This window comes from Pedobacter jeongneungensis (assembly GCF_000633455.1).
Taxonomy (GTDB): Bacteria; Bacteroidota; Bacteroidia; order Sphingobacteriales; family Sphingobacteriaceae; genus Pedobacter; species Pedobacter jeongneungensis_A.
Map to the genome: position 1 here is coordinate 127,981 of NZ_AYMG01000028.1, position 24,902 is coordinate 152,882.

Below are 24,902 nucleotides of genomic sequence, written 5' to 3' on the forward strand. Positions count from 1 at the left end.
TATCGGATAATGTTATTTTTTAATTTAACCGATAATTAGTACATTTGATTATGTGGGATTTTGATTTAGGGGATTTAGAAGAGCTACAACAACAAATAGATAGGTTGTACGATAAAAAGGCCAAATTGGAAAATTCGAGGCCCTTGCCCAATAGTGCCTTGCATCGCATCAAAGAAGACCTTACCCTCGAGTGGACTTACAACTCCAACAGCATAGAAGGAAACACCCTAAGCCTTAAAGAAACCCAGATGGTTTTACAAGAAGGCATGACGGTTAAAGGCAAATCCTTAAGAGAGCATTTTGAGGCCTACAACCACGAAAAAGCTATCGATTACCTGTACACATTAATAAATAAAAACTATATACTAAGAAGCATTGACATTTTATCATTACATGGTTTGGTACTCCGGAGCATCGAAGATGATTATGCGGGCCGCTTAAGAAACGGAGGTGTGCGTATTGTTGGCGCCAATTTTACTCCTCCCAATGCCAATAAGGTTTCTAATCTATTAGATCAGCTGATCACTTTTATTAACGATAATCCACTGGGGTTAAATGATATTGTATTGTCTACTATTTTCCACCATAAACTGGTTTGGATCCATCCTTTTTTTGATGGTAATGGTCGTACAGTAAGATTGGCAATGAATCTTTTACTTATGCGTAAAGGCTTCCCCCCTGCTATTATCCTCAAAAACGACAGAAAGAAATATTACGAAGCACTTAACCAGGCCAATAAGGGCAAGTACCATAAACTCTGTTTATTAATGCTACAAGCTCTGGAGCGCTCGTTAAATATCTATATTAATGCATTGCCCAATAATACTTATGGCGATTATGAACCAATTTCTCATATTGTTTCAGGACCTGATGTACCCTATGGGCAGGAGTACGTGAGTTTATTGGCAAGGCAGGGTAAAATAGATGCATACAAAGAAGGTCGGGATTGGCTCACTACAAAATCGGCAGTGCAAAGTTATATCAAAACACGCAAAAGGCAACGTTAACTTTTTTTAACTTTTTGCAGATTGATAATGATGTAATTTTACCAAAAAATATTTAATGAAAAATTTGATCATCTTTTGCAGTATTCTATTAATCAACAATACTGCAAAAGCACAGTTTAAATTCCTCGCCAACAATAGTTCAAATCAATATAAGGCTAAAATTTTTGTTGATAGGTGCGAAAGTAACACCTGCGATGGAAAAGCCACTATCATTATATATGATAAAGCAACAGATCGGGAAATAGACACTTTTCATTCAGATGACCTGGAGTTTGGCTTAACAGAAACACAAAATGCGAAATTAGATTGGCTTGAATTAGGCAAATACCAAACGCCTTTAATTTTCGGCGATTTTAATTTTGATGGACTTGAAGATATCGCGATCAGAAATGGCAGTAAAGGTGCATATTCGAGCCCATCTTATAACGTTTATTTGGCAGCGGCCGAAAACAAGTTTCTATTGAACAACGAACTCACCAAACTGGCCAGCGAAAACCTCGGTATGTTTGACGTAGATAAAAAATTAAAGCAGGTATCAATCCACCAAAAGGACGGATGTTGTTTTGATAAGACGATAAGCTATAAGTTTGACCCTAAAAAGGGGCTTTACGAGGATTCATCTGTAATTGAAGATTCGAGCATTGCCGACTATGTTACCGTAATTACCCAAAAACTGGTTGATGGCAAAATGAAAAGAACCGTTCAAAAATTTAAGATGAAAGATTATTATAATCAATAAGTCGGATAATATATACTACCCTAACCTAGATCCGTCACCTTGAATTTATTTCAGGGTCTATCCTGCAAGAAAGATGCTGAAATAAATTCAGCATGACGACCGCATTCTAAACAGGATTACGATTTTTCTTTTTAAAGCGCTGCTTTTACTAAAAACGGCAATATTTCTTTCTGGAAGCTCACGAAGTTTTTACGCACATCAGAATCGCTTACCGAAGTAAACGCAAAAGAGAATACAATGCTTTTACTGGCTTTTAGCAAAAAAGCCAACCCTTCTCTTCTGGCTGGGTTATTCTTAAAATTATCCAATTGAAGGTAAGCCGCTAATAACAAAGCCTCAAGCTGATCAGATAAGTGTTTCAAAAACTCCTGTGAATTTGCATTTTCGCGCACAAAATCCCAGCCGATAAATTCGTTACAGGCCGTAAATGATAAACGGCTGGTTTTCATCACCAGCGCTTTTAAATGCTCTTCTTCTGAAGCGTAACTTACCTTATTATTTAAAATCTCGTGTAGGTTCTGATCCAGATAATCCATCAGGATGCTATCCAATACCTGCTCTTTGCTTTCAAAATATTTATAAATCGTTGCTTTAGCAATGCGGGCCTTTTTGGCAATTTCGTTTACGCTGGTTTTATGATAACCGTATTTTCTAAATAATTCTTTGGCAGCCTTTTTTACTGTTTCTTTTATTTTTTCAGCTTCCATTTTAATTGCTTACGTGTAATAATGTATTGCCCTGCAACGAAATATTGTACGCTTTTAAGCTTTTCTCGGCAGGTGCTTTTTGCGGACTTCCATCCAATAGCGAAAATTTCGCACCAGAGCAGGGATCGGTTGCGGTTACTCCGCTATCATCAGGCGCTACTTTGCAAATTTTCTCGGGATTTACGGTACTGCAACGATCGAAAGCTACATAAGTGCCAAGTGGCGTTTTAACAATAAGTAACCCACCAATACCATTATTAGGCACTACCAACACATTATTTACCGCTTTGATACTAAACTCTGTTAAGGTAACATTATAGTTTACGGGCACATCCGGAATGTAACCATCTGCTTTACCACAACCTGTAGTTAATACCAGAACAAATAATATGCTGTATAGATATTTCATCATTAAATTAAGGCTGATTTAAATTGCTTTAAGAAACGCGCATCATTCTCAGAAAATAAACGCAAATCCTTAATTTCATATTTGAGGTTCGTAATACGCTCAATACCCATTCCGAATGCAAAACCACTGTATTTTTTAGCATCAATGCCACAGTTTTCCAAAACATTTGGATCTACCATACCGCAACCCAAAATTTCTACCCAACCACTGTATTTACAGAACTGGCATCCGGCTCCTTTACAGATCGTACAAGAAATATCCATCTCTGCCGATGGTTCTGTAAAAGGGAAATATGAAGGACGGAAGCGCACTTTGGTACCTTCACCATATAATTCCTGTACAAAATAGAACAATGTTTGCTTTAAATCTGCAAATGAAACATTTTCATCAACATATAAACCTTCTACCTGGTGGAAAAAGCAGTGTGCCCTTGCCGAAATGGCTTCGTTACGGTAAACACGGCCCGGCATAATTGCCCTGAACGGTGGTTGTCCCTGCTCCATCATACGTACCTGAACGGACGAAGTATGGGTACGCAAAGCGATGTCGCCTTTTTCGCCACCTTTTTTAATGAAGAAGGTATCTTGCATATCTCTTGCAGGATGTTCCTCAGGGAAGTTCAATGCCGAGAAGTTATGCCAATCATCCTCAATTTCAGGACCTTCTGCAACTGTAAAACCAAGTTTTGCAAAAATCTCCACAATTTCCCTACGCACTAAAGCTAAAGGATGACGTGAACCAATTTCAAAACCTTCTCCTGGTAAAGTTAAATCCAGTTCTGAATTTTCACTTTTGATATCAGTGCTTTCGGTAGATTCTTTTAAAGTTTGATATTTTGATTCGGCAAGTTGTTTAAACTCGTTTAAAACCTTACCTAACGATCTTTTTTCTTCAACAGAAACAGATTTGAATTCGTCGAAAATCTCTTTAATTACGCCTTTACTTCCTAAATATTTAATACGGAATTGCTCTAACTCGTCTGCTTTTTCAGTTACGAAAGCATTAATTTTTTCGGTATATTGTGTTATTTTGTCCTGTAACATGGCTCCAAATATACAGCAAATTATCTAATAATTTTAAGGTAAGCGGGTTCAAATAATCTGTTTACAATATCATTATAAAAGAAAATGAACCCATAAAGCACAAAAGCCGCTTAAAGCGGCTTTTGTAATTATAGCAGATCTATAAGTTTTAGATTACGCCTAATTCTTTACCTACTTTGGTAAACGCAGCGATTGCTTTATCTAAGTGATGTTGCTCGTGTCCGGCTGATAACTGTACACGGATCCTTGCTTTGCCCTGAGGTACCACAGGGTAAAAGAAACCAATTACATAAATGCCTTCTTCTAACATTTTAGCTGCAAATTGCTGGGCAATCTTAGCATCATATAACATTACCGGAACAATTGGATGGAAACCTGGTTTAATATCAAAACCTGCCGCCGTCATCTTTTCACGGAAATATTTGGTATTGCTTTCTAATTTATCTCTTAATGAGGTAGTTTCGCTCAACATATCCAATACCGCGATTGATGCACCTGCAATGGCCGGAGCTAAGGTATTAGAGAATAAATATGGACGAGAACGCTGACGTAACATATCGATAATTTCTTTTTTACCTGAAGTAAAACCTCCTGACGCACCACCTAAAGCTTTACCTAAAGTACCTGTTATGATATCAATACGATCTATCACGTTAAAATGTTCGTGTGTTCCGCGACCGCTTTTACCAATAAAACCTGTACAGTGCGATTCATCGATCATAATCAAGGCTTCATATTTATCAGCCAGATCAGCAATTTTATCTAGTGGAGCAACAGATCCATCCATAGAGAAAGCACCATCGGTAACAATAATTCTATGTCTGCAATCTTTGGCAGCAATCAACTGTTTTTCCAGGTCTTCCATATCCGCATTTTTATAACGGAAACGTTGTGCTTTACACAAACGCACCCCATCAATAATAGATGCATGGTTTAACTCATCAGAAATAATCGCATCTTCCGCGTTGAACAAAGGTTCGAAAACCCCTCCGTTGGCATCAAATGCAGCTGCATATAAAATGGTATCTTCTGTGCCTAAAAATTTAGAAATTTTCGCTTCTAATTCTTTGTGCACATCTTGTGTTCCACAGATAAAACGCACTGAAGACATTCCATAGCCATGATCGTCGATTGCTTTTTTAGCTGCTTCAATCACTTTTGGGTGAGAAGAGAGTCCTAAATAATTATTCGCGCAAAAGTTGGTTACTTCAGCACCGCCGCTTACTTTAATGTCGGCACCCTGAGGCGTAACAATAATCCTTTCGCGTTTAAATAATCCAGCGTTTTCGATTTCTTCAAGTTCTTTTTGAAGAACTGGTTGTAATGTTTTGTACATGGCCTTTTTATATGGTTGATTTTACGCCCAAAGTTATAAAAAAAAGTCTTTTTAGACCTAAAAAGGCAATTTAAACAACATATTTACCAGACAAACGTTTGATTAATCTGATAATCGTTATGATGATTTTTATTTATGACAAAATCCTGCACTTTAATTATTTTTTTTCGTCGTTAACAAACTTTAACACCTACCTATATGTATAGTCTTAAAAGTTATTCGATATTTATAGCTTACTAATCTACGTATGATAAGAATTTGCGCACTCCTATTTTTTTGCGGCCTCACCAATTTTGTATTTGCTCAACATTTTACAGTTACAGGCATAGTTAAGGATACCAATGGACAGCCTGTTCCATTTGCATCTGTATATTTAAAGAATACTACAACCGGAACTTCGGCAAATATTGATGGAAAATATTCGGTAAAACTGAAAAGCGGGGAACATACGCTAAGTTTCAGGGCAGTAGGCTATAAACAACAAGAGCACATTGTAAACGTATCAGCAGATCTTTCGCTCAATGTAACACTAACGGCAGAAAGCTATACTTTAGAAAATGTAAATATCAGGGCAAATGCAGAAGATCCGGCCTATGCCATTATCCGCAATGCCATTAAACAAAGAAAAACGCACTTAAATGAGGTTAAGGCTTTTAGTTGTGACGTTTATATTAAAGGCGTACAGCGTTTAAGGGGTGCGCCTAAAAAGTTTTTCGGGCGGGATATCCAAAAAGTTTTAGAACTCGATACCAATCGGAAAGGCATCATTTATTTATCAGAATCGCAGAGTAAGTTTAATTTCAGACGGCCTAATGATGTGCACGAGGAGATGATTTCATCAAAAGTTGCGGGTAGAAACAATGCTTTCAGTTTCAATAAAGCATCTGATCTGATAATTAATTTCTATGATAATTATCTGCTTGAAAATAAATTGAGTGCCAGGGGTTTTATTTCTCCAATTGCAGATAATGCCCTTTTTTATTATAAATACAAGTTACTTGGCGAAAGCAAAGAAAACGGAGAAACCATCCATAAAATAGAAGTTATCCCACGCCGTGAAAATGACCCGGTTTTCAGAGGCATTATTTACATTGTTGATGATAGCTGGAGAATTTACAACACTGATGTATACCTTACTAAAAACTCAGGCATCAATTTTATCGATACATTGAACATTAGTCAACAATTTACAAAAGTGAATGAGGTGTACATGCCAACTTCTATTAATTTTCAATTTGCAGGCAATGTACTGGGCTTTAAAATTGCCGGTTATTTTGTAGGTATTTATAGCAATTATAATCTAAATCCTCAGTTTCCTAAAAACTTTTTCAGTGGCGAAATTCTAAAAGTAACCGAAATGGTGAATAAGAAAGATTCTGTTTACTGGAAAAACAACAGACCTATTCCTTTAACTGATGACGAGAAAATCAACTACGTTAAAAAAGATAGTGTTGCCAAGTTAAAAGAGTCAAAAAAATACCTCGATTCGTTAGAAAAAGACAATAACAAATTTGGGATAGGCAAATTGTTGTTGCATGGATATAGTGTTAACGATAGATATGATAAGGAGTACTGGTCGTTCGACCCTGTACTTAGGGCTATATTTTATAATACGGTAGAAGGTTTCGCCATCAAATATGGGGTTACTTATAGAAAGGAATTTGAGAATAGAAGATCTTATTCTATCCGTCCTGAGCTAAGGTATGGTTTTGCAAACCAAAAACTTACCGGAAGCTTAACCGGCAGTTATTATTACAACCCACTTAAACGGGCCAGTGTAGGAGCCTCGTTCGGAAACGGAATTTTCGATCTGAATAACCTGGGCTCGATGACTACTCTGGGCAATACCATCAACTCATTATTTTATGAAAAAAACTTCGCTAAGTTTTATGAAAAGAGTTTTGTTAATATCAATACCACACGAGAACTGGCGTCAGGCCTGCAGGGAAGCGTAAGCGTAGATTACAGCCGGAACAAAACGTTAACCAACAACTCTACGTTTAAAATTATCGATGCCAAGGAAAGAGATTTTACCTCGAACAACCCTTTTAGTCCGACGGTAGAAACGCCACTTTTCCCTACCTATAATTCATTAAGTGCAACGGCAAGTTTAACCTATACTTTCGGACAGAAATACATTACCCGCCCGGATGGCAAATTTTACACCGAATCAAAATTCCCTAAAATTACTGTATTGTATAAAAAGGGATTTAATGGAGTATTAAACAGTGATGTTGATTATGACTTTGTAAAGCTTGAGGTTTCTCAGGACAGAATCGGATTAGGATTATGGGGTTATACTTCATTTTTGGCAGGTGTGGGCAAGTTCCTGAATAACAAAAACATGTATTATCCTGATTTCAAGCATTTCGCAGGTAATATTTCTACCATCTTTCCTCCTAATTTAAGGAAATTTCAATATTTAGACTTTTATCAGTTTAGTACCAACCAACAATATTTCGAAGCCCATTTAGAGCATAATTTCGCCGGTTTCTTTATGAATAAAATTCCTTTACTGCATAAAGCGAAACTAGAAGAATTTATCGGTGGGGGTTATTTATCTTCACCTGAAAAAAGAAATTACAAAGAATTTTACTTTGGTATCCAGCGCCTGGTATTAAGGGCCAGTTACGGTTTCGCTTATGATGGTGGCACCAAGTTAACCCAAGGATTTAGAATATCTTACGGCTTCTGATGAGGTTGAAGGCAGAGGGCAGTAAGGCTGAAGGTAAACCCTCGACCTTCAACCTTTCCACCTTCAACCTTTCTTTTTTTCACCTTCAACCTTTTTTACTATCTTTGCCCCGCTTTAAACGCCGTTTGCAACGGTATCAACAGCGTTATGAAAAAATATCAAACACTACTTTACTATTGCTATAGTTACATAGCAGAGGCAGAACAATTTGCTGCCGATCACCTTAAATTTTGTAAATCACTGGATTTAGTTGGCCGTATTATCGTAGCCGATGAAGGTTTAAATGGAACTGTTTCTGGTACCGCTGAAGCTTGTGAAGCTTATATGGAAGCCGTACATGCTGATGAGCGGTTTGCCAAAACCGAATTTAAGATCGATAATGTTGAAGAGCCTTCTTTCCTGAAAATGCACTGCCGTTACAAATCAGAGATTGTACATTCAGGTTTAAGAGATACTTCGATTATTAATCCGAACGAAAAAACAGGAAAACATTTAGAACCGGTTGATTTCATGAAAATGAAAGATGATGAGGATGTAATCATCCTTGATGTGCGTTCCAATTATGAACATAACCTGGGTAAATTTAAAAATGCAGTAACGCTTGATATCGAGAATTTCCGTGATTTCCCTGAGCAGATTAACCAGCTTGCCCAATATAAAGACAAGAAAATATTAACCTATTGCACTGGTGGCATTAAATGCGAAAAAGCATCTGCCCTACTTTTGCACCACGGCTTTAACGATGTGTACCAATTACATGGTGGCATTATTAAATACGGAAAAGAAGCTGGCGGAAAAGATTTTGAAGGTAAATGTTACGTTTTCGATAACCGGATTGCTGTTGATGTAAACGAGGTAAACCCTACTATTGTGTCAGTTTGTTACAACTGTGGTAAAACCACGCCAAAAATGATCAATTGCGCCAACCCGGAGTGTAACGAGCACATTACCCAGTGCGATGAGTGCGGCGATGAATTGCAAGGCTGCTGCTCAACGGTATGCACCACCAATCCGCGCAAACGTCCTTATGATGGTACGGGTTATTATGTGAAGGTTCCGCAGCCGGTGGCAGTGAAAGGTTAGATCTGGCTTATTGCCTATTGGTTCATGGTCGATTGTCCAATAGTTGATATCCAATTCAATAGAATAAATCGATATTAGAGGCCATAATATGGAGAGAGATAATTATATTTATTTCAAATTCAACGTTATGGCTTTCAAATTTGAAGAACTAAAAGTTTGGCAAATTTCATTAAATCTCAGCAACGAAATAGATATTATTGCAAAAAATTTCCCACGGATAGAACTATTCAGCCTCTCCAATCAAATTAAAAAAGCAGCAGATTCAGTAAATCTTAACATTGCTGAGGGCTGCATGGGCCAGTCAAAAGCCGAATTTAAAAGGTTTCTAACCTATTCTGTCCGTTCTGGTTTGGAAGTGGTAAGCTGTCTTTTTATGGCTTCATCAAGAAATTACATCAACGAACTCGAATTTAAAAGACTTTATTCTGAGTATGAACAACTTTGTAAAATGATATCGAAGTTGAAGGCTTCGCTATAAGAATGGTAATTAATTTTTGGTTGATGGTTCATAGTTGATTGTCAGGTAGCCATAGATTAGACTCCGACAACAAAGCAATAACCATGAACGAATTGCCTAAGCAATTTGGCTATCAACCATCAACTAAAAAAACCATCAACCCTAGGTTACCATTAAACTATCGCCTGTATTAAACAATTTTTCATTTACTTTGTGTAATAATGGCTTTATCCAGTAACCATTTTATGCTAAACTATTTCCGTTTCCTATTACTGCTTTCGTGCTTCACCTTAAATACCTATGCATCAGAAATTAAAAGCATTGGTGTACCTTACATCGAAAATTACCCCAAATCTGTTTATTCGTCCGGTAATCAAAACTGGAGCATCACAAAAGATAAAAATGGCGTAATGTATTTTGGCAATGCTGAAGGACTTCTCACTTTTGATGGCCGTTACTGGCAGAAATACCAGCTTCCCAACCGGCAGATTGTTAGATCGGTGGCTACAGACAATAAAGGAAGAATTTATACCGGTGGTTTTGGCGAATTTGGTTTCTGGGCAATTAGAAGCAACAAATTAAGTTATAATTCACTCATTAATCTGTTGCCAAAAGGTATCAAAATCAATGATGAGGTATGGAAAATTTATGTAGACCAGGATCGGGTTATCTTTCAGTCTTTTTCCAAAATCTTCATCTACAAAAACAATAAAATCGAAGTGGTAAAATCGCCATCTTCCTTTTTGTTTCTGCATAAAGTGCGCAACAGGTATCTTATCGAGGTATTGGAAAAAGGCTTATTCGAATTGGTTGGGAACAAACTGATCCACATTCCAAACAGCGAGAAACTGGGTAAAGAAGGTATTCTTTCTATCTTACCCTATAAAACTGATGGCTTCATTATCGGCACCAGCAAAAATGGCTTATTTACTTATAATGGTAAAGATTTTGCACCTTTAAATACACCAGCAAACAGTTATTTAAAAACCTATCAGCTTAACAATGGGGTAAGTTTATTGGGCAAATACTTTGCTTACGGCACCATCCTCAACGGTTTAATTATTATTGATGAAAACGGAAGGGTCGTGCAGCGGATCAATAAATCAAGCGGGCTACAGAACAATACCGTTTTAAGTTTATATGCCGATAACGAACAAAACCTATGGACTGGGCTTGACAATGGAATCGACCGTATAGAGCTTAATTCGCCCTTATATTTCTATTTCGATAAAACCGGACAGTTTGGAACGGTTTATTCAAGCATTATATTTAACAATAAGATTTATCTGGGTACCAATCAGGGTTTGTTTTACAGTGAGTGGTCACCTGATAACCTGCTGCCCTTTAATTTTAGACTGATCCCAAATTCGCAGGGACAGGTTTGGGAACTGGCCATTATTGATAATGAATTAATCTGTGGACACAATAGCGGTACATTCAAAGTAAATGGTGATCAAATTAACTGGTTATCCAGAACTTCAGGAGGCTGGACAATCAAAAAACTAAACTCTAATCCAAATTACCTGGTTCAGGGTACGTATACAGGACTTTCGCTTTTTACAGAATCTCCGGGTTCGGGATTAAAATTTGTTACAAAGATTGGAGGATTTGATGCACCATCAAGATATGTAGAGCAAGACAATAAAGGAGATATTTGGGTAGCACATGCCTATAAAGGCTTGTATAAATTGAGTTTAAGCCCAAACTACAACAGTGTAACCAGTGTTAAATATTTCGACGAAAAGAATGGCTTGCCTGGCAATTACAACATCAACATATTCAATTTAGAGAACAAAATTGTCTTTTCTTCAGATGCGGGTTTTTATACTTATGATGAGTTAAGCGATAAATTTACCAAATACACAGCGCTTAATAAAGAGCTTGGTTCATTCCAATCGTCCAATAAAATTATCAATGCTGGCGGCAAAAAATATTGGTTTATTAACCATGGTAAAACAGCTTTGGTCAATTTTAGTGAGCCGGGAAAGGTAGAAATAGATTCGAACCAATTCAGCATTTTAGATGGCCGAATGGTACAATATTATGAAAACATCAGCCGCATCAGTAATTCCATTTACCTGATCAGTGTAGATGATGGTTTCGTAATTTACAACCCAACTGCGCAGCTCAACCAGCAGAAACAAAAACTTCCTGCTGTTTTGATCAGGCGTGTAGAGGATATTACCGATAAATTTTCACTTATTAGTGAGGCCGGGAACAGTGAGGAAGCAACCGAGATCCAGAACAGCCGTAACAATATCCGTATTTCTTACGCATTGCCCTATTACCGTCAGGCTAAGGTTAAATACCAGATTTATTTAGAAGGTTACTCCCGCGCCTGGTCTGACTGGAGTTATTCCCCACAAAAAGATTTTACCAATTTAAGTGCAGGAAACTATGTTTTTAAGGTTAGGGCAAAGATAGATGACAGTACGGTGAGTGAAGAAACCGTTTATAAGTTTACCATTTTACGCCCCTGGTACCTGAATAACTGGGCCATATTGTTTTATGCGGTTCTGTTTGTGATCGTACTGATTATGGGCAAGAAAATTTATGAAAGAAAGCTGCAAAGGGATAGTCAGAAAATAAGCGACCGTTTGCAGGCAGAGCAGGAAGAAATATTAAAACAAGAAGCTGAAACTAACGAGAAGCAGATTATCAAACTTCAAACAGAAAAACTACAGGCCGAGCTGGCTTCAAAAAACAGGGAACTGGCCAATTCTGCCATGACCCTGGTTTACAAGAATGAGCTGCTTCAAAAACTGAGTGACGAAATCACCAAATTAAAGGATGAGAATGGCAAAAAGCTTTCTGATGATCAAACACGCAAAATCCAGAAAGTAATTAATGATGGTATGAATGATGAGCGGGATTGGCACCTGTTCGAAAACAGCTTTAATGAGGCACACGAAAGTTTCTTTAAAAAATTAAAAGCACAGCATCCAGACCTTGTTCCGAATGATTTAAAACTCTGCGCCTACCTGAGGATGAATATGAGCAGTAAAGAAATGTCATCTCTATTGAATATCAGTTTACGCGGGGTAGAAATCCGCAGATACCGTTTACGTAAAAAACTAGAAGTACCTCACGATAAAAATTTAACAGAATTTTTGATGGAACTTTAATCCTTTATAACAGCTCTATTTCTTGCATTTTTGAGCTGTAAAACTGAGCAAAAGTTACACTGATAAAACATACAAAAAACAACAATACAGCCTAATTCTACTCTTCCTTACAGAATTAACACTACATCATTACCTCTCATGGTCGTTTTTATAACCCCACAAAACACTTAGTGTTATTTGTACACTTGTGTATATGTTAATATTATGTTAAAATCCAAAAAACTGCGTTTTTAGGCTAAAATCGCATTTGGTTTAATGATGTGAGATACCCCACAAAGCGATATGATGTATTAATGTAGAGGTACAAACACTTGCACATCAGCAAAAACAACCTCACATTTAACTAACAATTAAACTAAAATTTATAATAAAGCATGAAAAGAATCTTTACAAGAATTTCTGTTCTCGCTGCATTTTGTTTGCTAACAATTAACGTAGCATTAGCGCAAAACATTACCATAAAAGGTAAAGTAATTGATGGAGGTGACAAAACTCCATTACCAGGCGTATCTATTTTAATTAAAGGCACACAAGGCGGCACACAAACAGATGGAAACGGTAACTACTCCCTTAGCGCGCCGGCCAACGCTACATTAGTATTCAACTTTGTAGGTTATACAGCACTTGAGCAGGCTGTAAATAATCAAACTACCATTAATGTATCATTAGTATCATCAACACAACAGTTAGAGCAGGTTGTGGTTGTGGGTTATGGTACGCAGAGAAAAATTGATGTTACAGGAGCGGTAGGAACAGTAAAAGGCGAAGACATATCTAAACAGGCTTCAGTAAACCCGGTAAGTGCATTACAGGGTAAAGTTGCTGGTGTATCTATTACCAATAACGGTACTCCTGGTTCTTCACCACAAATTACAATACGTGGTACAAGTACCATTTATGGAAAAACCGGACCATTATACGTAGTGGATGGTGTATGGTACGACGACATCAACTTTTTAAACCCGGCAGACATTGCGAACATCAGTATTTTAAAAGATGCATCATCACAATCAATTTACGGTATCCGTGCTGCAAATGGCGTTGTTCTGGTAACTACTGTAAAAGGTAAAAAAGGAAATGCAGTAATTAATTACAATGGATCTGTTGGTGTTCAAAAAGTAACCAATCAGGTAGAAATGGCAAATGCAAGTGAGTACGCCACTTTGGTAAACGAAGCTTATAGTCTTCAATCCCCGCCAGCAGCCCCTTTATTTGCAAATACTAACCTTGGTGAAGGAACTGATTGGTACAATCAGGTTTTGAGAACCGCTATGGTTAACAATCATCAGTTATCAATAAGTGGAGGAAGTGACAAGTCAACATACAATTTCTCATTAGGTTATCTTGATCAGGACGGAATTGTAAAAAACAATAACTATAAACGTTATACGGTAAGATTAGCTAACGATTTCCAGATTTTTGAGCCATTAAAAATCGGTTACAATGTTGCAGGAACTTATAGTAAATCAAAAGATGCACCTACATCTATTTTCAGAGCAATGTATGCGGCATCGCCGGTTGTACCTGTGTTTAATGCAGATGGTAGCTATGGCGATCCAAATGCATTTAACCTCGGAAATGGAAGCAACATGAATCCACAGGCTACTTTGGACTTCTTCAATCAAAATACAACCAAATACAAAATTAATGGTAACGTATATGCGGAGTTAAAATTCCTTAAAAATTTTACTTTTAAAACCAGTATTGGTGGAGATTTTGGACAGGAAGAAGTTAGAGGTTATGTACCTAAATATAAAGCTACCAACACCCAACTCAGTACTATAAGTAAACTTGACATAGACCGTATTGAGAATAGAAACTGGTTAGTTGAAAATACCTTAACCTTTGATAAAAAATGGAACGATCATAGTTTAACTGTTTTGGCAGGTCAAACTGCTCAGCGAAATAAAATGTATACCATAAACGCTGATGCACAAAATGTTCCTTACACCTCAGAAGGAGATTTATATTTAGCATTAGGTGATGCCGCAAGTAGAAGCATTATAGATAAAGGAGAGCTTAGTACCTTTACTTCTTACTTTGCAAGAGTTAATTACGGTTACAAAAACAAATATTTATTAAATGCATCAATTAGAAGAGATGGTGCTTCTCAATTCTTTGGATCTGATAACGTTTGGGGTAATTTCCCTTCAATCGGAGCAGGCTGGGTAATCAGCAACGAAGAATTTATGAAAAATCAGAACATCTTCAGTAATTTAAAATTAAGAGGAAGCTGGGGTAAAGTGGGTAATGCAGGAGTTCCATTTAATCCATCAACTCAAACAGTAGATCAAACTGCTGCTTTAATTGCAATTTTTGGCGGGATTCCGTATACAGGAGCCAGTATCAGAACCCTTGTGCCACCAACCCTTTTCTGGGAAAGAAGTGCAGGAACTGACATCGGCCTTGAAATGGGTTTCTTAAAAAACAGGTTAAATGTTGAATTGGATTACTACAACAGAAAAACTGAACAGGCGATATTCGACATCCCGGTTCTAGGAAGTTTAGGAACCGTAAACAGTTCTATTATTGCCAATCAGGCAGATATTCAAAACCGTGGTTTCGAATTTTTGGCAACCTGGGCTGATAAAACATCAGGCGGATTAACTTATTCAATCAGTGGAAACTTGGGAATAAATAATAATAAAGTATTAAACGTTACTTCAGGAGCAAACCCAATTTACAAAGGAGGCGGAGGCCTAACCAGTGGCTATGTTTCTACCAGAACGGTTAATAACAGGGCTATTGGAGAATTCTATGGTTATCAGGTAGCCGGTGTATTCCAAACAGATGCAGAAGCTGCAGCATGGCCAGGCTTTAAAAAGGGTGATTTTAAATATGCTGATATCAATGGTGATGGACTGATAGATTTAAGGGACAGGGTTGTCCTTGGTAACCCAAATCCTAAATTTACTTATGGATTAAATACAAACTTTGCTTACAAAAACTTTGATTTAACTGTTGATATACAAGGTGTGGCCGATGTAGATGTATTTAATGCAAACCTGAGCAGTAGATTTGGTAACGAAAACTACACTAAAGATTTCTTTGATCACCGTTGGACGGGCCCAGGTACTTCAAATACCTATCCTTCTGCAGATTTAGCAGGTGGCCTTAACAATGCTCCAAACTCATTTTATATTGAAAAAGGCGATTATATCAGATTGAGAAATATCCAACTTGGTTATAGCCTGCCCACTGCAATTGTTAATAAATGGAAAATGCAACGATTAAGGGTATTCTTAAACGCACAGAATGCAGTTAACATTTTTGGATACAAAGGATTTAGCCCAGAGGTAGGTGGAACACCAACTAATGCAGGTATTGATACCAATGTATACCCTTTGTTTGCTACCTACAACTTTGGAGTTAACGTAACTTTCTAATCGACTTAAAATGAAAAAATATATAAATACACAATCATTTTTTGCTGCAGCTGCAATTAGTGCAGTACTTTTAACTGCATCATGCAAAAAAGATTTTCTAAATGTTCCGCCTCAGGCTCAGCAACCATCAGTAACCTTTTGGAAAACACCAGAAGATGCTTTAAAAGGTGTAAACGCAATTTACGCTAACTTACGCAGCTGGAACAATGTTGCTTTTAATGCAATCGCCATTGAAAGTACAGGTTCTGATGAGGCAGACAAAGGGAGTACACCTACTGATGCAACCTTTTTTAATCTTTATGATCAATTTACGGTTACATCCACTCATGGCACACTCCTAGACTTCTGGACAGGTCAATACCAAAATATTAACCTTTGCAACCAGGTTCTTGATAATATCCCAAATATCAGTATGGATGAGAGCCTTAAAAACAGATATCTTGCAGAAGCTAAATTTGTTAGGGCATATTCATATTTCAGATTGGTTCGTGCCTATGGCAACGTGGTGCTAAGGTTACATGTACCTAAAGATAATAGCGAATATAATCTACCTCAATCGGATAAGGCTACTATTTATGCCCAAATTGAAAAAGACCTGAACGAAGCTGCTGCAGTTTTACCTCAATCTTATGGCGCAGCAGATTTAGGCAGAGCAACTAAAGGTGCAGCAATCGGCTTACACGCTAAAGTTGCCATGTATCAAAACAAATGGAGCGATGTACTTTCATTAACCAATCAGGTGATGACCATGGGATATGATTTATTTCCTGATTTCGAAAAAGGTTTCAGAACCCAGAATGAAAATAACATTGAGTCATTATTTGAAGTACAGGCAGAATTGGTTCCTGGAAATGCTGATGCGTCTAACTCGCAATATAGCCAGGTTCAGGGTGTAGCTGGTATTATGGGCTGGGGCTTTAATACGCCATCTGAAGCTTTAGCTAACGCTTTTGAAACAGGAGATCCACGTAAGGACGCTACAATATTGTTTAAAAACGAAACCACTCCACAGGGCGATTTAATACCTAGCTCAGTACCAAACGAAAGATACAATCAAAAATCTTATGTTCCTTTTGCAATGCGTGTATCAGGTTTTAATGAAGGTGCGCAGCAAAATTTTAGGGTATTGAGATTTGCAGATATCCTTTTGATGAACGCTGAAGCTGCAAATGAGCAGAATATTCCATCACAGGCATTAACTTCACTAAATCGCGTACGCAAACGTGCCAGAGGAGCCAATAATAACATTCTTCCTGATGTTACCACCACTGATAAAACTGCTTTACGCACAGCGATCTGGAAAGAAAGACAAGTAGAACTTGCAATGGAAAATGATCGCTATTTCGACGTTATCCGTCAGGGAAGAGGTTTAGCTGTTTTTGGTGTTAAGGGCTGGAAGGCTAACAAAAATGAAGTTTGGCCAATTCCTCAAAACGAGATTGAGCTAAGCGGAAACTTGTTAAAACAAAATCCTGGTTACTAATACATCTTTTGATAAAGGTTGTCAGCAAATGCTGGCAACCTTTCTTTTCTTACCTTAATACTATGCTAAACATTGTCCCAAGCAAAATTACTTACCTACTGATAATAATCTTGTGTCCTTTTTTGCTCTTCGCAGCCTGTAATAAAAGCAAGAACACCACTTATGTTCCCGATTTAACGATCAAAAAAAACCTTTCCGATATTGAATTATTGGATCTGGTGCAAAAACAGACCTTCCAATATTTTTGGGATGGTGCCGAACCAACTTCTGGCGCAGGCAGAGAGCGTTTCCATGTAGATAATATATACCCTGATAACGATAAAAATACAGTAGCTACAGGTGCAACGGGTTTTGGTTTAATGGCCATTCTGAGTGGGATTGACAGGAATTATGTATCCAAAAAAGAAGGATTAGGCCGTTTAAACAAAATATTGGATTTCCTATCCAAAGCCGATCGCTTCCATGGCGCATGGTCGCACTGGATAAGTGGAGAAACAGGAAAAGTACGTCCATTCGGACAAAAAGACAACGGAGGTGATTTAGTAGAGACCTCTTTCGTTGCGCAGGCCTTAATCTGTATCAACGAATATTATAAAAACGGAAGCGAATCCGAAAAAGCTTTGGCAAAAAAAGCCGATGACCTTTGGAAGGGTATCGATTTCAACTGGTTCCGCAACGGACAAAATGTATTGTACTGGCATTGGTCTCCAGAGTACAACTGGGAAATGAACTTTCCGGTAAAAGGCTATAACGAATGTTTAATTATGTATGTGATGGCAGCTTCCTCCCCTACTCATACCATTCCAGCCGAAGTTTACCACGAAGGTTGGGCAAGAGGAGGAGCAATTAAAGCAGATTTCGATCTTTATGGACATCATATTCCATTAGATTATCAAGGCGCAAAAAACTCTGTGGGCCCACTATTTTGGGCACATTATTCATATTTAGGTTTAAATCCTAAGGGATTAAAAGACCGCTATGCAGATTATTGGGAAAACAATGTTAACCAAACCTTGGCCATACACGATTACTGTGTAGCCAACCCTAAGAAATTTAAAGGTTATGGCGAAAATAGTTGGGGTTTAACCGCCAGTTACTCTGTAAAAGGGTATGCCGCCCACAGCCTTCAGGAAGATTATGGCGTTATCTCTCCTACCGCTGCCATATCATCTATCCCATATACCCCGAAAGAATCAATGAAGGTAATCAGACACCTTTACGAAGATTTGGGTGATAAAGTTTGGGGCAAATACGGTTTTTATGATGCCTTTTCTGAAACGGATAACTGGTATCCTAAAAGATATTTAGGCATTGATCAGGGCCCAATGGTGGTGATGATCGAGAATTACAGATCAGGACTGCTTTGGAAATTATTTATGGGAAATAAAGATGTTCAAAATGGCTTAAAGAAATTGGATTTCCAGTTTCAGCCATAATATTGAGTTGTATATAAATGTTTAGCCACTATATATTTTAAATTAAATCTACAGAACCATGAAAAGAATAATTTTAATACTAATAGCAATGATTGGGATCACTTTTGTGAATTCAAGCTTCACAACACTCCCAAAGCACAAAGTGGCAACAATAAAAAAGAATAAAAAAGCAAAATTTAATACGGTAAATGTAACGGCTACAAATTCGACCAGCGACGGCGTACATGTAACACTTCAAAATACAACAAGTGGAGGCGCATATTATTTTTTCATCCCGCCAAATACACCAAACGGAGTTGTTTTAGGGCAAATCCCTGAAGGTTCTGACGTTTATACTGTTGGCTTAACCTCAACAGGTGGCGCCCACAATATGTGGATTTACTGGGAACACCAATCTAATGTTACCGGATTGAGTGCAAGCGGAATGGCACTTGGCTGCCAAAGCTGTGCCCAGATTAAAATCTTTTAACTAACCCTATTACCTAATGGCTAAACATTTATTCAAAATATTTTTAACTACAATTTTCTTTTGCGGTAGCTATACGGTTTATGCGCAGCAAAAAACCTATTGTAACCCCATCAATATCGATTATGGCTATACGCCTTTCGAATCATTTACCGAATGGGGTAAACACCGTGCTACAGCCGATCCGGTAATCGTAAACTATAAAGGAGATTTTTACCTTTTCAGCACCAACCAATGGGGTTACTGGCACAGTGCCGATATGCTGAACTGGAAATTCCACGAAAAAAAATTCCTTCGTCCATGGAATAAAACTAAGGATGAACTTTGTGCACCCGCCGTGGGTATTGTGGGCGATACCATGGTTGTTTTTGGCAGTACCTATACTAAAAATTTCACCCTCTGGGGAAGCACAGATCCTAAAGGGAATAAATGGTTTCCATTGGTCGATTCTTTAGAAATTGGTGGCTGGGATCCTGCATTTTTTACCGATGATGACGGTAAGTTTTACATGTATAATGGGAGCAGCAACAATTACCCGATGTATGGCGTAGAACTAGACCGCAAAACTTTTCAGCCAAAGGGTACCCGTATGCCAATGTACCTGCTCCAAAGCTGGAGATACGGCTGGCAGCGTTTCGGCGAATATATGGACGATACTTTCCTCGATCCCTTTGCCGAAGGCGCATGGATGACCAAACACAACGGCAAATATTATTTCCAGTATGGAGCCCCGGGAACCGAATTTAGTGGCTATTCTGATGGTGTAGTAGTGGGTACTAAACCTTTGTTCTACGATACACCTACAACTCCGCAGTCAGATCCTTTGAGTTATAAAGGCGGTGGCTTTTCACGTGGTGCAGGTCATGGTGCGACCTATCAGGATAACAGCAAAAATTACTGGCATGTTTCTACCAGTATTATCTGTGTAAAAAATACCTGGGAACGTAGAATTGGTATCTGGCCAACCGGTTTTGATAAAGATGATGTAATGTGGACCAATACTGCTTTCGGCGATTATCCGCTTTATTTACCATCTGAAAGAAAAGAAGGTGGGCCTGCCGGACCAGGCTGGATGCTTATTAATTATAAAAAACCGGTAACCGTTTCGTCTACTTTAGGAAGCTTTAATGCCAATAATGCCGTTGATGAAAGTATCAAGACCTACTGGAGTGCAAAAACAGCCAATAATGGCGAATGGATCCAGACTGATCTTGGCAGTCTTGCAACCGTTAATGCCATACAGATCAACTATGCTGATCAGGATGCTGAATTTTTAGGGAAACAGATCGGAATTTACCACCAATACAAAATCCTTTCCTCAACCGATGGAAAAAAATGGAGTACCCTGGTTGATAAAAGTCAGAACAAAACTGATGTTCCGCATGATTACATCGAACTCCAAAAACCAGTAAAAACAAGATTCATCAAAATGGTAAATATCCACATGCCTACCGGAAAATTCGCCATTAGTGGCCTACGTGTATTCGGCAATGGAAATGGAGACAAGCCCACAAAAGTGAAAAACCTGATCGTACTAAGAACAGAAAAAGATAAACGCAGTGCCTACATCAAATGGGAACCTGTTGATAATGCTTTTGCCTATAATCTTTATTACGGAACAGCACCGGATAAACTGTATAACTGCATCATGATTCACGATTTTAATGAATATTGGTTTAAAGCAATGGACAGTCAAAAGGCCTATTATTTTGCTATCGAGGCTATTAATGAGAATGGCGTATCGGTAAAAACAGAAGTGAAGAAAGTAGATTAAAATAAGCGCGCACGCTCGTTTATAAAGAGCGTGGAAATAGCTAATCGTTTTTAACGATTACCATAAAACTGATTAATAAAGAATAAAACACATATATAATGAAGAGAGCGAATATCCTGGTTGTTTTTTTAACCCTTTTTGTACTGAACGGATCAGCACAAACCAAAAAACCTGTTTCGGCAGCAGATGTAAAGATGAATATCTTCATCAGCAATTTGATGTCGAAAATGACCGTTGACGAAAAAATTGGTCAGCTAAACCTGCCAAGTTCTGGTGATATTACCACCGGACAGGCCAATAGCAGCGACATTTCTAAAAAAATAAAAGAAGGACAGGTTGGTGGTTTATTCAACATCAAAGGTGTAGATAAGATTAAAGCCGTTCAAAAAATCGCGGTAGAAAACAGCCGTATGAAAATCCCTTTACTTTTCGGCATGGACGTGATACACGGTTACAACACCGTATTCCCTATCCCTTTAGGTGTAAGCTGTATCTGGGATATGGCAACCGTGCAGAAATCGGCACGCGTAGCTGCCATAGAAGCAAGTGCCAGTGGCATCAACTGGACCTTCTCTCCTATGGTTGATATTTCAAGAGATCCACGTTGGGGACGTATCTCTGAAGGAAGTGGCGAAGATGCTTATCTGGGTTCGCAAATAGCCGCAGCCATGGTAAAAGGTTATCAAGGTAAATTACAGGCCAATAACGAAATTTTAGCCTGTGTAAAACATTATGCCCTTTACGGTGCTGCCGAAGCCGGTAGAGATTACAATACAACCGATATGAGCAAAGTGCGTATGTACAATGAATATTTTCCACCATATAAAGCTGCTGTTGATGCCGGAGCGGCTAGCGTAATGGCTTCTTTTAATGAAGTTGATGGCATTCCTGCAACCGGAAGCAAATGGTTAATGACTGATGTTTTACGCAATCAATGGGGTTTTAAAGGTTTTGTAGTAACCGATTATACAGGCATTCCTGAAATGATTGCACATGGCATGGGCGATTTACAGACCGTTTCTGCTTTGGCTTTAAATGCAGGAGTTGATATGGATATGGTTGGTGAAGGCTTTTTAGGAACCTTAAAAAAATCTTTGGCCGAGAAAAAAGTAGGTATGGCTCAGATCGATAGGGCCTGTAGATTGGTACTTCAGGCAAAATACAAACTGGGCTTATTTACTGATCCTTATAAATTTTGTAACCCTGAAAGAGCAGAAAAAGAGGTTTTCAGTCCGGCAAACCGCCAGGTGGCGCGCGAAGTTGCTGGCGAAAGTTTTGTATTGCTAAAAAACAATAATAATGTACTTCCGTTAAAAAAATCTGGCACGATTGGTTTAATCGGTCCATTGGCAGATAATACGGCAAATATGTATGGTACCTGGAGTGTTGCCGCCCTTTTTGATCAATCGGTAACCGTGCTTCAAGGCTTAAAAAATGCTTTGGGTAACAATGCCAAAGTATTAACGGCACGCGGCGCGAATTTCCTGGCCGATTCTGCCATGGAACACCGCTATGTAAACATCCACAACCCTACTTACAAACGCGATCCACGTACAGAAGCTGAAATGATCAAAGAAGCTTTAGAAGTAGCAAAAAAATCGGATGTAATTGTGGCCACTATTGGCGAAGGGTCTGAATTTACTGGCGAAAGCAGTAGTGTAACCGATATTCAGATTCCTGAAACACAGAAAAATTTATTAAAAGCATTGGCTAAAACAGGCAAACCAGTTGTATTGGTATTATTTACAGGCCGTCCGCTGGCATTAAACTGGGAGCAGGAAAATATCCCCGCCATTTTAAACGTTTGGTTTCCGGGCAGCGAAGCAGGAAGTGCAATTGCCGATGTACTTTTTGGCGATGTTAATCCTTCAGGTAAATTGAGTACCACTTTCCCTCAAAACGTAGGTCAGGTACCCTTATATTATGCACATAAAAATACTGGTCGCCCTTTGGCAGAGGGTAAATGGTTCGAAAAATTCCGTTCCAATTATTTAGATGTGAGTAACGATCCACTATACCCATTTGGATTCGGCTTAAGCTATACCACCTTTAACTATAGCGATGTTAAATTGAGTTCGAACACCTTAACCAAAGGAAAATCGATCACCGCATCAGTTACTTTAAACAATACAGGTAAATATGATGGTAAAGAGGTGGTTCAGTTATACATTCAGGATCTTGTAGGTAGTATTACCCGTCCGGTTAAAGAATTAAAAGGTTTCCAAAAGGTAGGTTTGAAAGCCGGAGAAAGCAAAACGATCACTTTCAACATTTCGGATAACGACCTTAAATTTTACAATTCTGATCTAAAATTCGTTGCAGAACCAGGTGATTTTAAAGTATTTATTGGTACAAACTCACGTGATGTGAAAGAAGCATCTTTTACACTGAAATAAAGACAATTAGGTTTGATTATGAACCCTGTGCTATTGTAAAGTAGCCAGGGTTTATTTTTTGTAAAAACTAGTTAAAACATGCCACAGCAAAAATTGATTATCGAATTCGGTTTAAAAGATAGCAACAGGTATAAAAATAACTTAACTTTAATGAGTTTGTTGGGTAATCAATATCATAATTGATGCTTATCGCAATGTCAAACTAAATTTAAACTGAAATGAAGCTAAAGACTATTCCAACTATATCTGCAATTTCAGTTTATTTAATATTTACTTTACTCACATTTGAAAATAATGCTAATTCAGATGGCTTTACCAAATTAGGTTTTCCATTTAGTTTTTATGTTTATTCGGAAGGTAAATTAACTGATCCCACATTGGCATACGGTTTTGGTTTTTCTGTCAGGCACTTTATTATTGATATGATCATTCTGACAATATTTGTATTTCTAATAAATTTTGTTGCTAATAAATGGAAAAAACAAATATGAATTTGCTAATAACCTACTATTAAATCAACCCATATCTTATACTATTGCAAAGTAATTAAGGTTTTCTATTTTTGTTGAATGAAAAAGATAATTCTATCAATCTGCATTCTTTTTTCTGTACTCTTTTTAAACGCTCAGGATTTTAAAAAATTCGACAGGGGAAGCTATATCAAAGGAAAGGATTCTATTTACTATAGGATACTTTTCCCTGAGAATTTTAATCCCGACCAAAAATATCCGATCGTTTTCTTTTTACATGGAAGTGGAGAAAGAGGTAACGATAATGCCAGTCAACTGGTGCATGGCGGAAAACTGTTTCTAAAGAGTGATGTACGCAAAAATTTTCCCGCGATTGTGGTTTTCCCTCAATGTCCGCAGAATGATTTTTGGGCCAATGCCAATTTTGAGAAAGATGCCAAAAGCAAAAGAAGAATCAGTTTTGTAGAAGGTGGCAAACCGACCAAAGTGATGCATGCACTGCAGGGAATGCTTAAAAACTTCCTTAAAAAACCTTATGTAGATAAAAAACAGGTTTATGTTGGCGGCTTATCAATGGGTGCAATGGGTACTTACGAACTGTTAAGAAGAGAACGCCGTAAATTTGCCGCAGCCATTGCCATCTGCGGTGGCGACAATACCAACAACATTAAAAAATACCAGAAAACTCCGCTATGGATCTTTCACGGCGCAAAGGATGACATTGTTGATCCGGCATTCTCGATTGCGATTGCTGAACGTTTAAAAACGGTTGGTGATGAAGTAAAGTTTACCCTTTATCCAAATGCGAACCACAACAGCTGGGACAGTGCATTTGCAGAGCCAGAATTGTTGAGTTGGTTGTTTTCGCATAAGAAATACTAGATCAAACC

General features: G+C 38.0%; 18 protein-coding genes. 14 read left to right on the forward strand and 4 right to left on the reverse strand.

Going from position 1 to position 24,902, the window contains the following annotated elements; translation table 11 throughout:
- The first annotated feature begins 50 nt into the window (after positions 1-50).
- A complete protein-coding gene (locus U859_RS0123505; protein ID WP_025145721.1) occupies positions 51-1,007 on the forward strand; it encodes a Fic family protein in 957 nt (318 codons plus the stop codon).
- 55 nt (positions 1,008-1,062) lie between these two features.
- Entirely contained in the window at positions 1,063-1,746 is a 684-nt protein-coding gene (locus tag U859_RS0123510) for an XAC2610-related protein (RefSeq protein ID WP_025145722.1), read from the forward strand.
- 131 nt (positions 1,747-1,877) lie between these two features.
- On the opposite strand, the gene U859_RS0123515 is transcribed toward U859_RS0123510, so the two are convergent.
- The 4 genes from U859_RS0123515 to kbl all read right to left on the reverse strand — a co-directional run bounded on the left by U859_RS0123515 (position 1,878) and on the right by kbl (position 5,241).
- Complete coding sequence (locus U859_RS0123515) at positions 1,878-2,453, reverse strand: TetR/AcrR family transcriptional regulator (RefSeq protein ID WP_025145723.1); 576 nt, start codon at positions 2,451-2,453, stop codon at positions 1,878-1,880.
- Between the two features lies 1 nt (position 2,454).
- On the reverse strand, positions 2,455-2,865 hold the full coding sequence (locus tag U859_RS0123520; protein ID WP_025145724.1) for a hypothetical protein: 411 nt from the start codon (positions 2,863-2,865) through the stop codon (positions 2,455-2,457).
- Positions 2,865-3,905, reverse strand: a complete 1,041-nt coding sequence (pheS, locus tag U859_RS0123525) for a phenylalanine--tRNA ligase subunit alpha (protein ID WP_025145725.1) — start codon at positions 3,903-3,905, stop codon at positions 2,865-2,867. Before pheS ends, U859_RS0123520 begins: the two co-directional genes overlap by 1 nt.
- Positions 3,906-4,053: 148 nt before the next feature.
- Positions 4,054-5,241, reverse strand: a complete 1,188-nt coding sequence (gene kbl / locus U859_RS0123530) for a glycine C-acetyltransferase (RefSeq protein WP_025145726.1) — start codon at positions 5,239-5,241, stop codon at positions 4,054-4,056.
- Positions 5,242-5,488: 247 nt separating this feature from the next.
- Here kbl and U859_RS0123535 point away from each other — a divergent pair, with 247 nt between their 5' ends.
- The 12 genes from U859_RS0123535 (at position 5,489) to U859_RS0123595 (ending at position 24,894) form a co-directional block, all read left to right on the forward strand.
- Positions 5,489-7,936, forward strand: a complete 2,448-nt coding sequence (locus tag U859_RS0123535) for a DUF5686 and carboxypeptidase regulatory-like domain-containing protein (RefSeq protein WP_025145727.1) — start codon at positions 5,489-5,491, stop codon at positions 7,934-7,936.
- Between the two features lie 147 nt (positions 7,937-8,083).
- On the forward strand, positions 8,084-9,019 hold the full coding sequence (locus tag U859_RS0123540) for a rhodanese-related sulfurtransferase (RefSeq protein WP_025145728.1): 936 nt from the start codon (positions 8,084-8,086) through the stop codon (positions 9,017-9,019).
- A 127-nt stretch (positions 9,020-9,146) separates the two neighbouring features.
- The gene (locus tag U859_RS0123545) at positions 9,147-9,497 is read left to right on the forward strand and encodes a four helix bundle protein (RefSeq protein WP_025145729.1); all 351 of its coding nucleotides are present in this window, start codon (positions 9,147-9,149) and stop codon (positions 9,495-9,497) included.
- Positions 9,498-9,697: 200 nt separating this feature from the next.
- Complete coding sequence (locus U859_RS0123550) at positions 9,698-12,601, forward strand: triple tyrosine motif-containing protein (RefSeq protein ID WP_240183088.1); 2,904 nt, start codon at positions 9,698-9,700, stop codon at positions 12,599-12,601.
- 374 nt (positions 12,602-12,975) lie between these two features.
- Positions 12,976-15,987 (forward strand): SusC/RagA family TonB-linked outer membrane protein, encoded by a 3,012-nt coding sequence (locus U859_RS0123555; RefSeq protein WP_025145731.1) that lies wholly within the window; start codon positions 12,976-12,978, stop codon positions 15,985-15,987.
- Between the two features lie 10 nt (positions 15,988-15,997).
- Entirely contained in the window at positions 15,998-17,470 is a 1,473-nt protein-coding gene (locus tag U859_RS0123560; protein ID WP_029986098.1) for a RagB/SusD family nutrient uptake outer membrane protein, read from the forward strand.
- A 122-nt stretch (positions 17,471-17,592) separates the two neighbouring features.
- A complete protein-coding gene (locus tag U859_RS0123565) occupies positions 17,593-18,906 on the forward strand; it encodes a glucoamylase family protein (protein ID WP_240183089.1) in 1,314 nt (437 codons plus the stop codon).
- A gap of 58 nt (positions 18,907-18,964) precedes the next feature.
- On the forward strand, positions 18,965-19,375 hold the full coding sequence (locus U859_RS0123570; RefSeq protein WP_162800024.1) for a hypothetical protein: 411 nt from the start codon (positions 18,965-18,967) through the stop codon (positions 19,373-19,375).
- A gap of 16 nt (positions 19,376-19,391) precedes the next feature.
- Positions 19,392-21,146, forward strand: coding sequence for a discoidin domain-containing protein (locus tag U859_RS0123575; protein ID WP_025145735.1), 1,755 nt, complete (start codon positions 19,392-19,394; stop codon positions 21,144-21,146).
- A 98-nt stretch (positions 21,147-21,244) separates the two neighbouring features.
- Positions 21,245-23,542 (forward strand): beta-glucosidase BglX, encoded by a 2,298-nt coding sequence (gene bglX, locus U859_RS0123580; protein WP_025145736.1) that lies wholly within the window; start codon positions 21,245-21,247, stop codon positions 23,540-23,542.
- Between the two features lie 218 nt (positions 23,543-23,760).
- Positions 23,761-24,033 (forward strand): hypothetical protein, encoded by a 273-nt coding sequence (locus tag U859_RS0123590; protein WP_025145737.1) that lies wholly within the window; start codon positions 23,761-23,763, stop codon positions 24,031-24,033.
- A 78-nt stretch (positions 24,034-24,111) separates the two neighbouring features.
- Entirely contained in the window at positions 24,112-24,894 is a 783-nt protein-coding gene (locus U859_RS0123595; protein WP_025145738.1) for a prolyl oligopeptidase family serine peptidase, read from the forward strand.
- Positions 24,895-24,902: the final 8 nt, after the last annotated feature.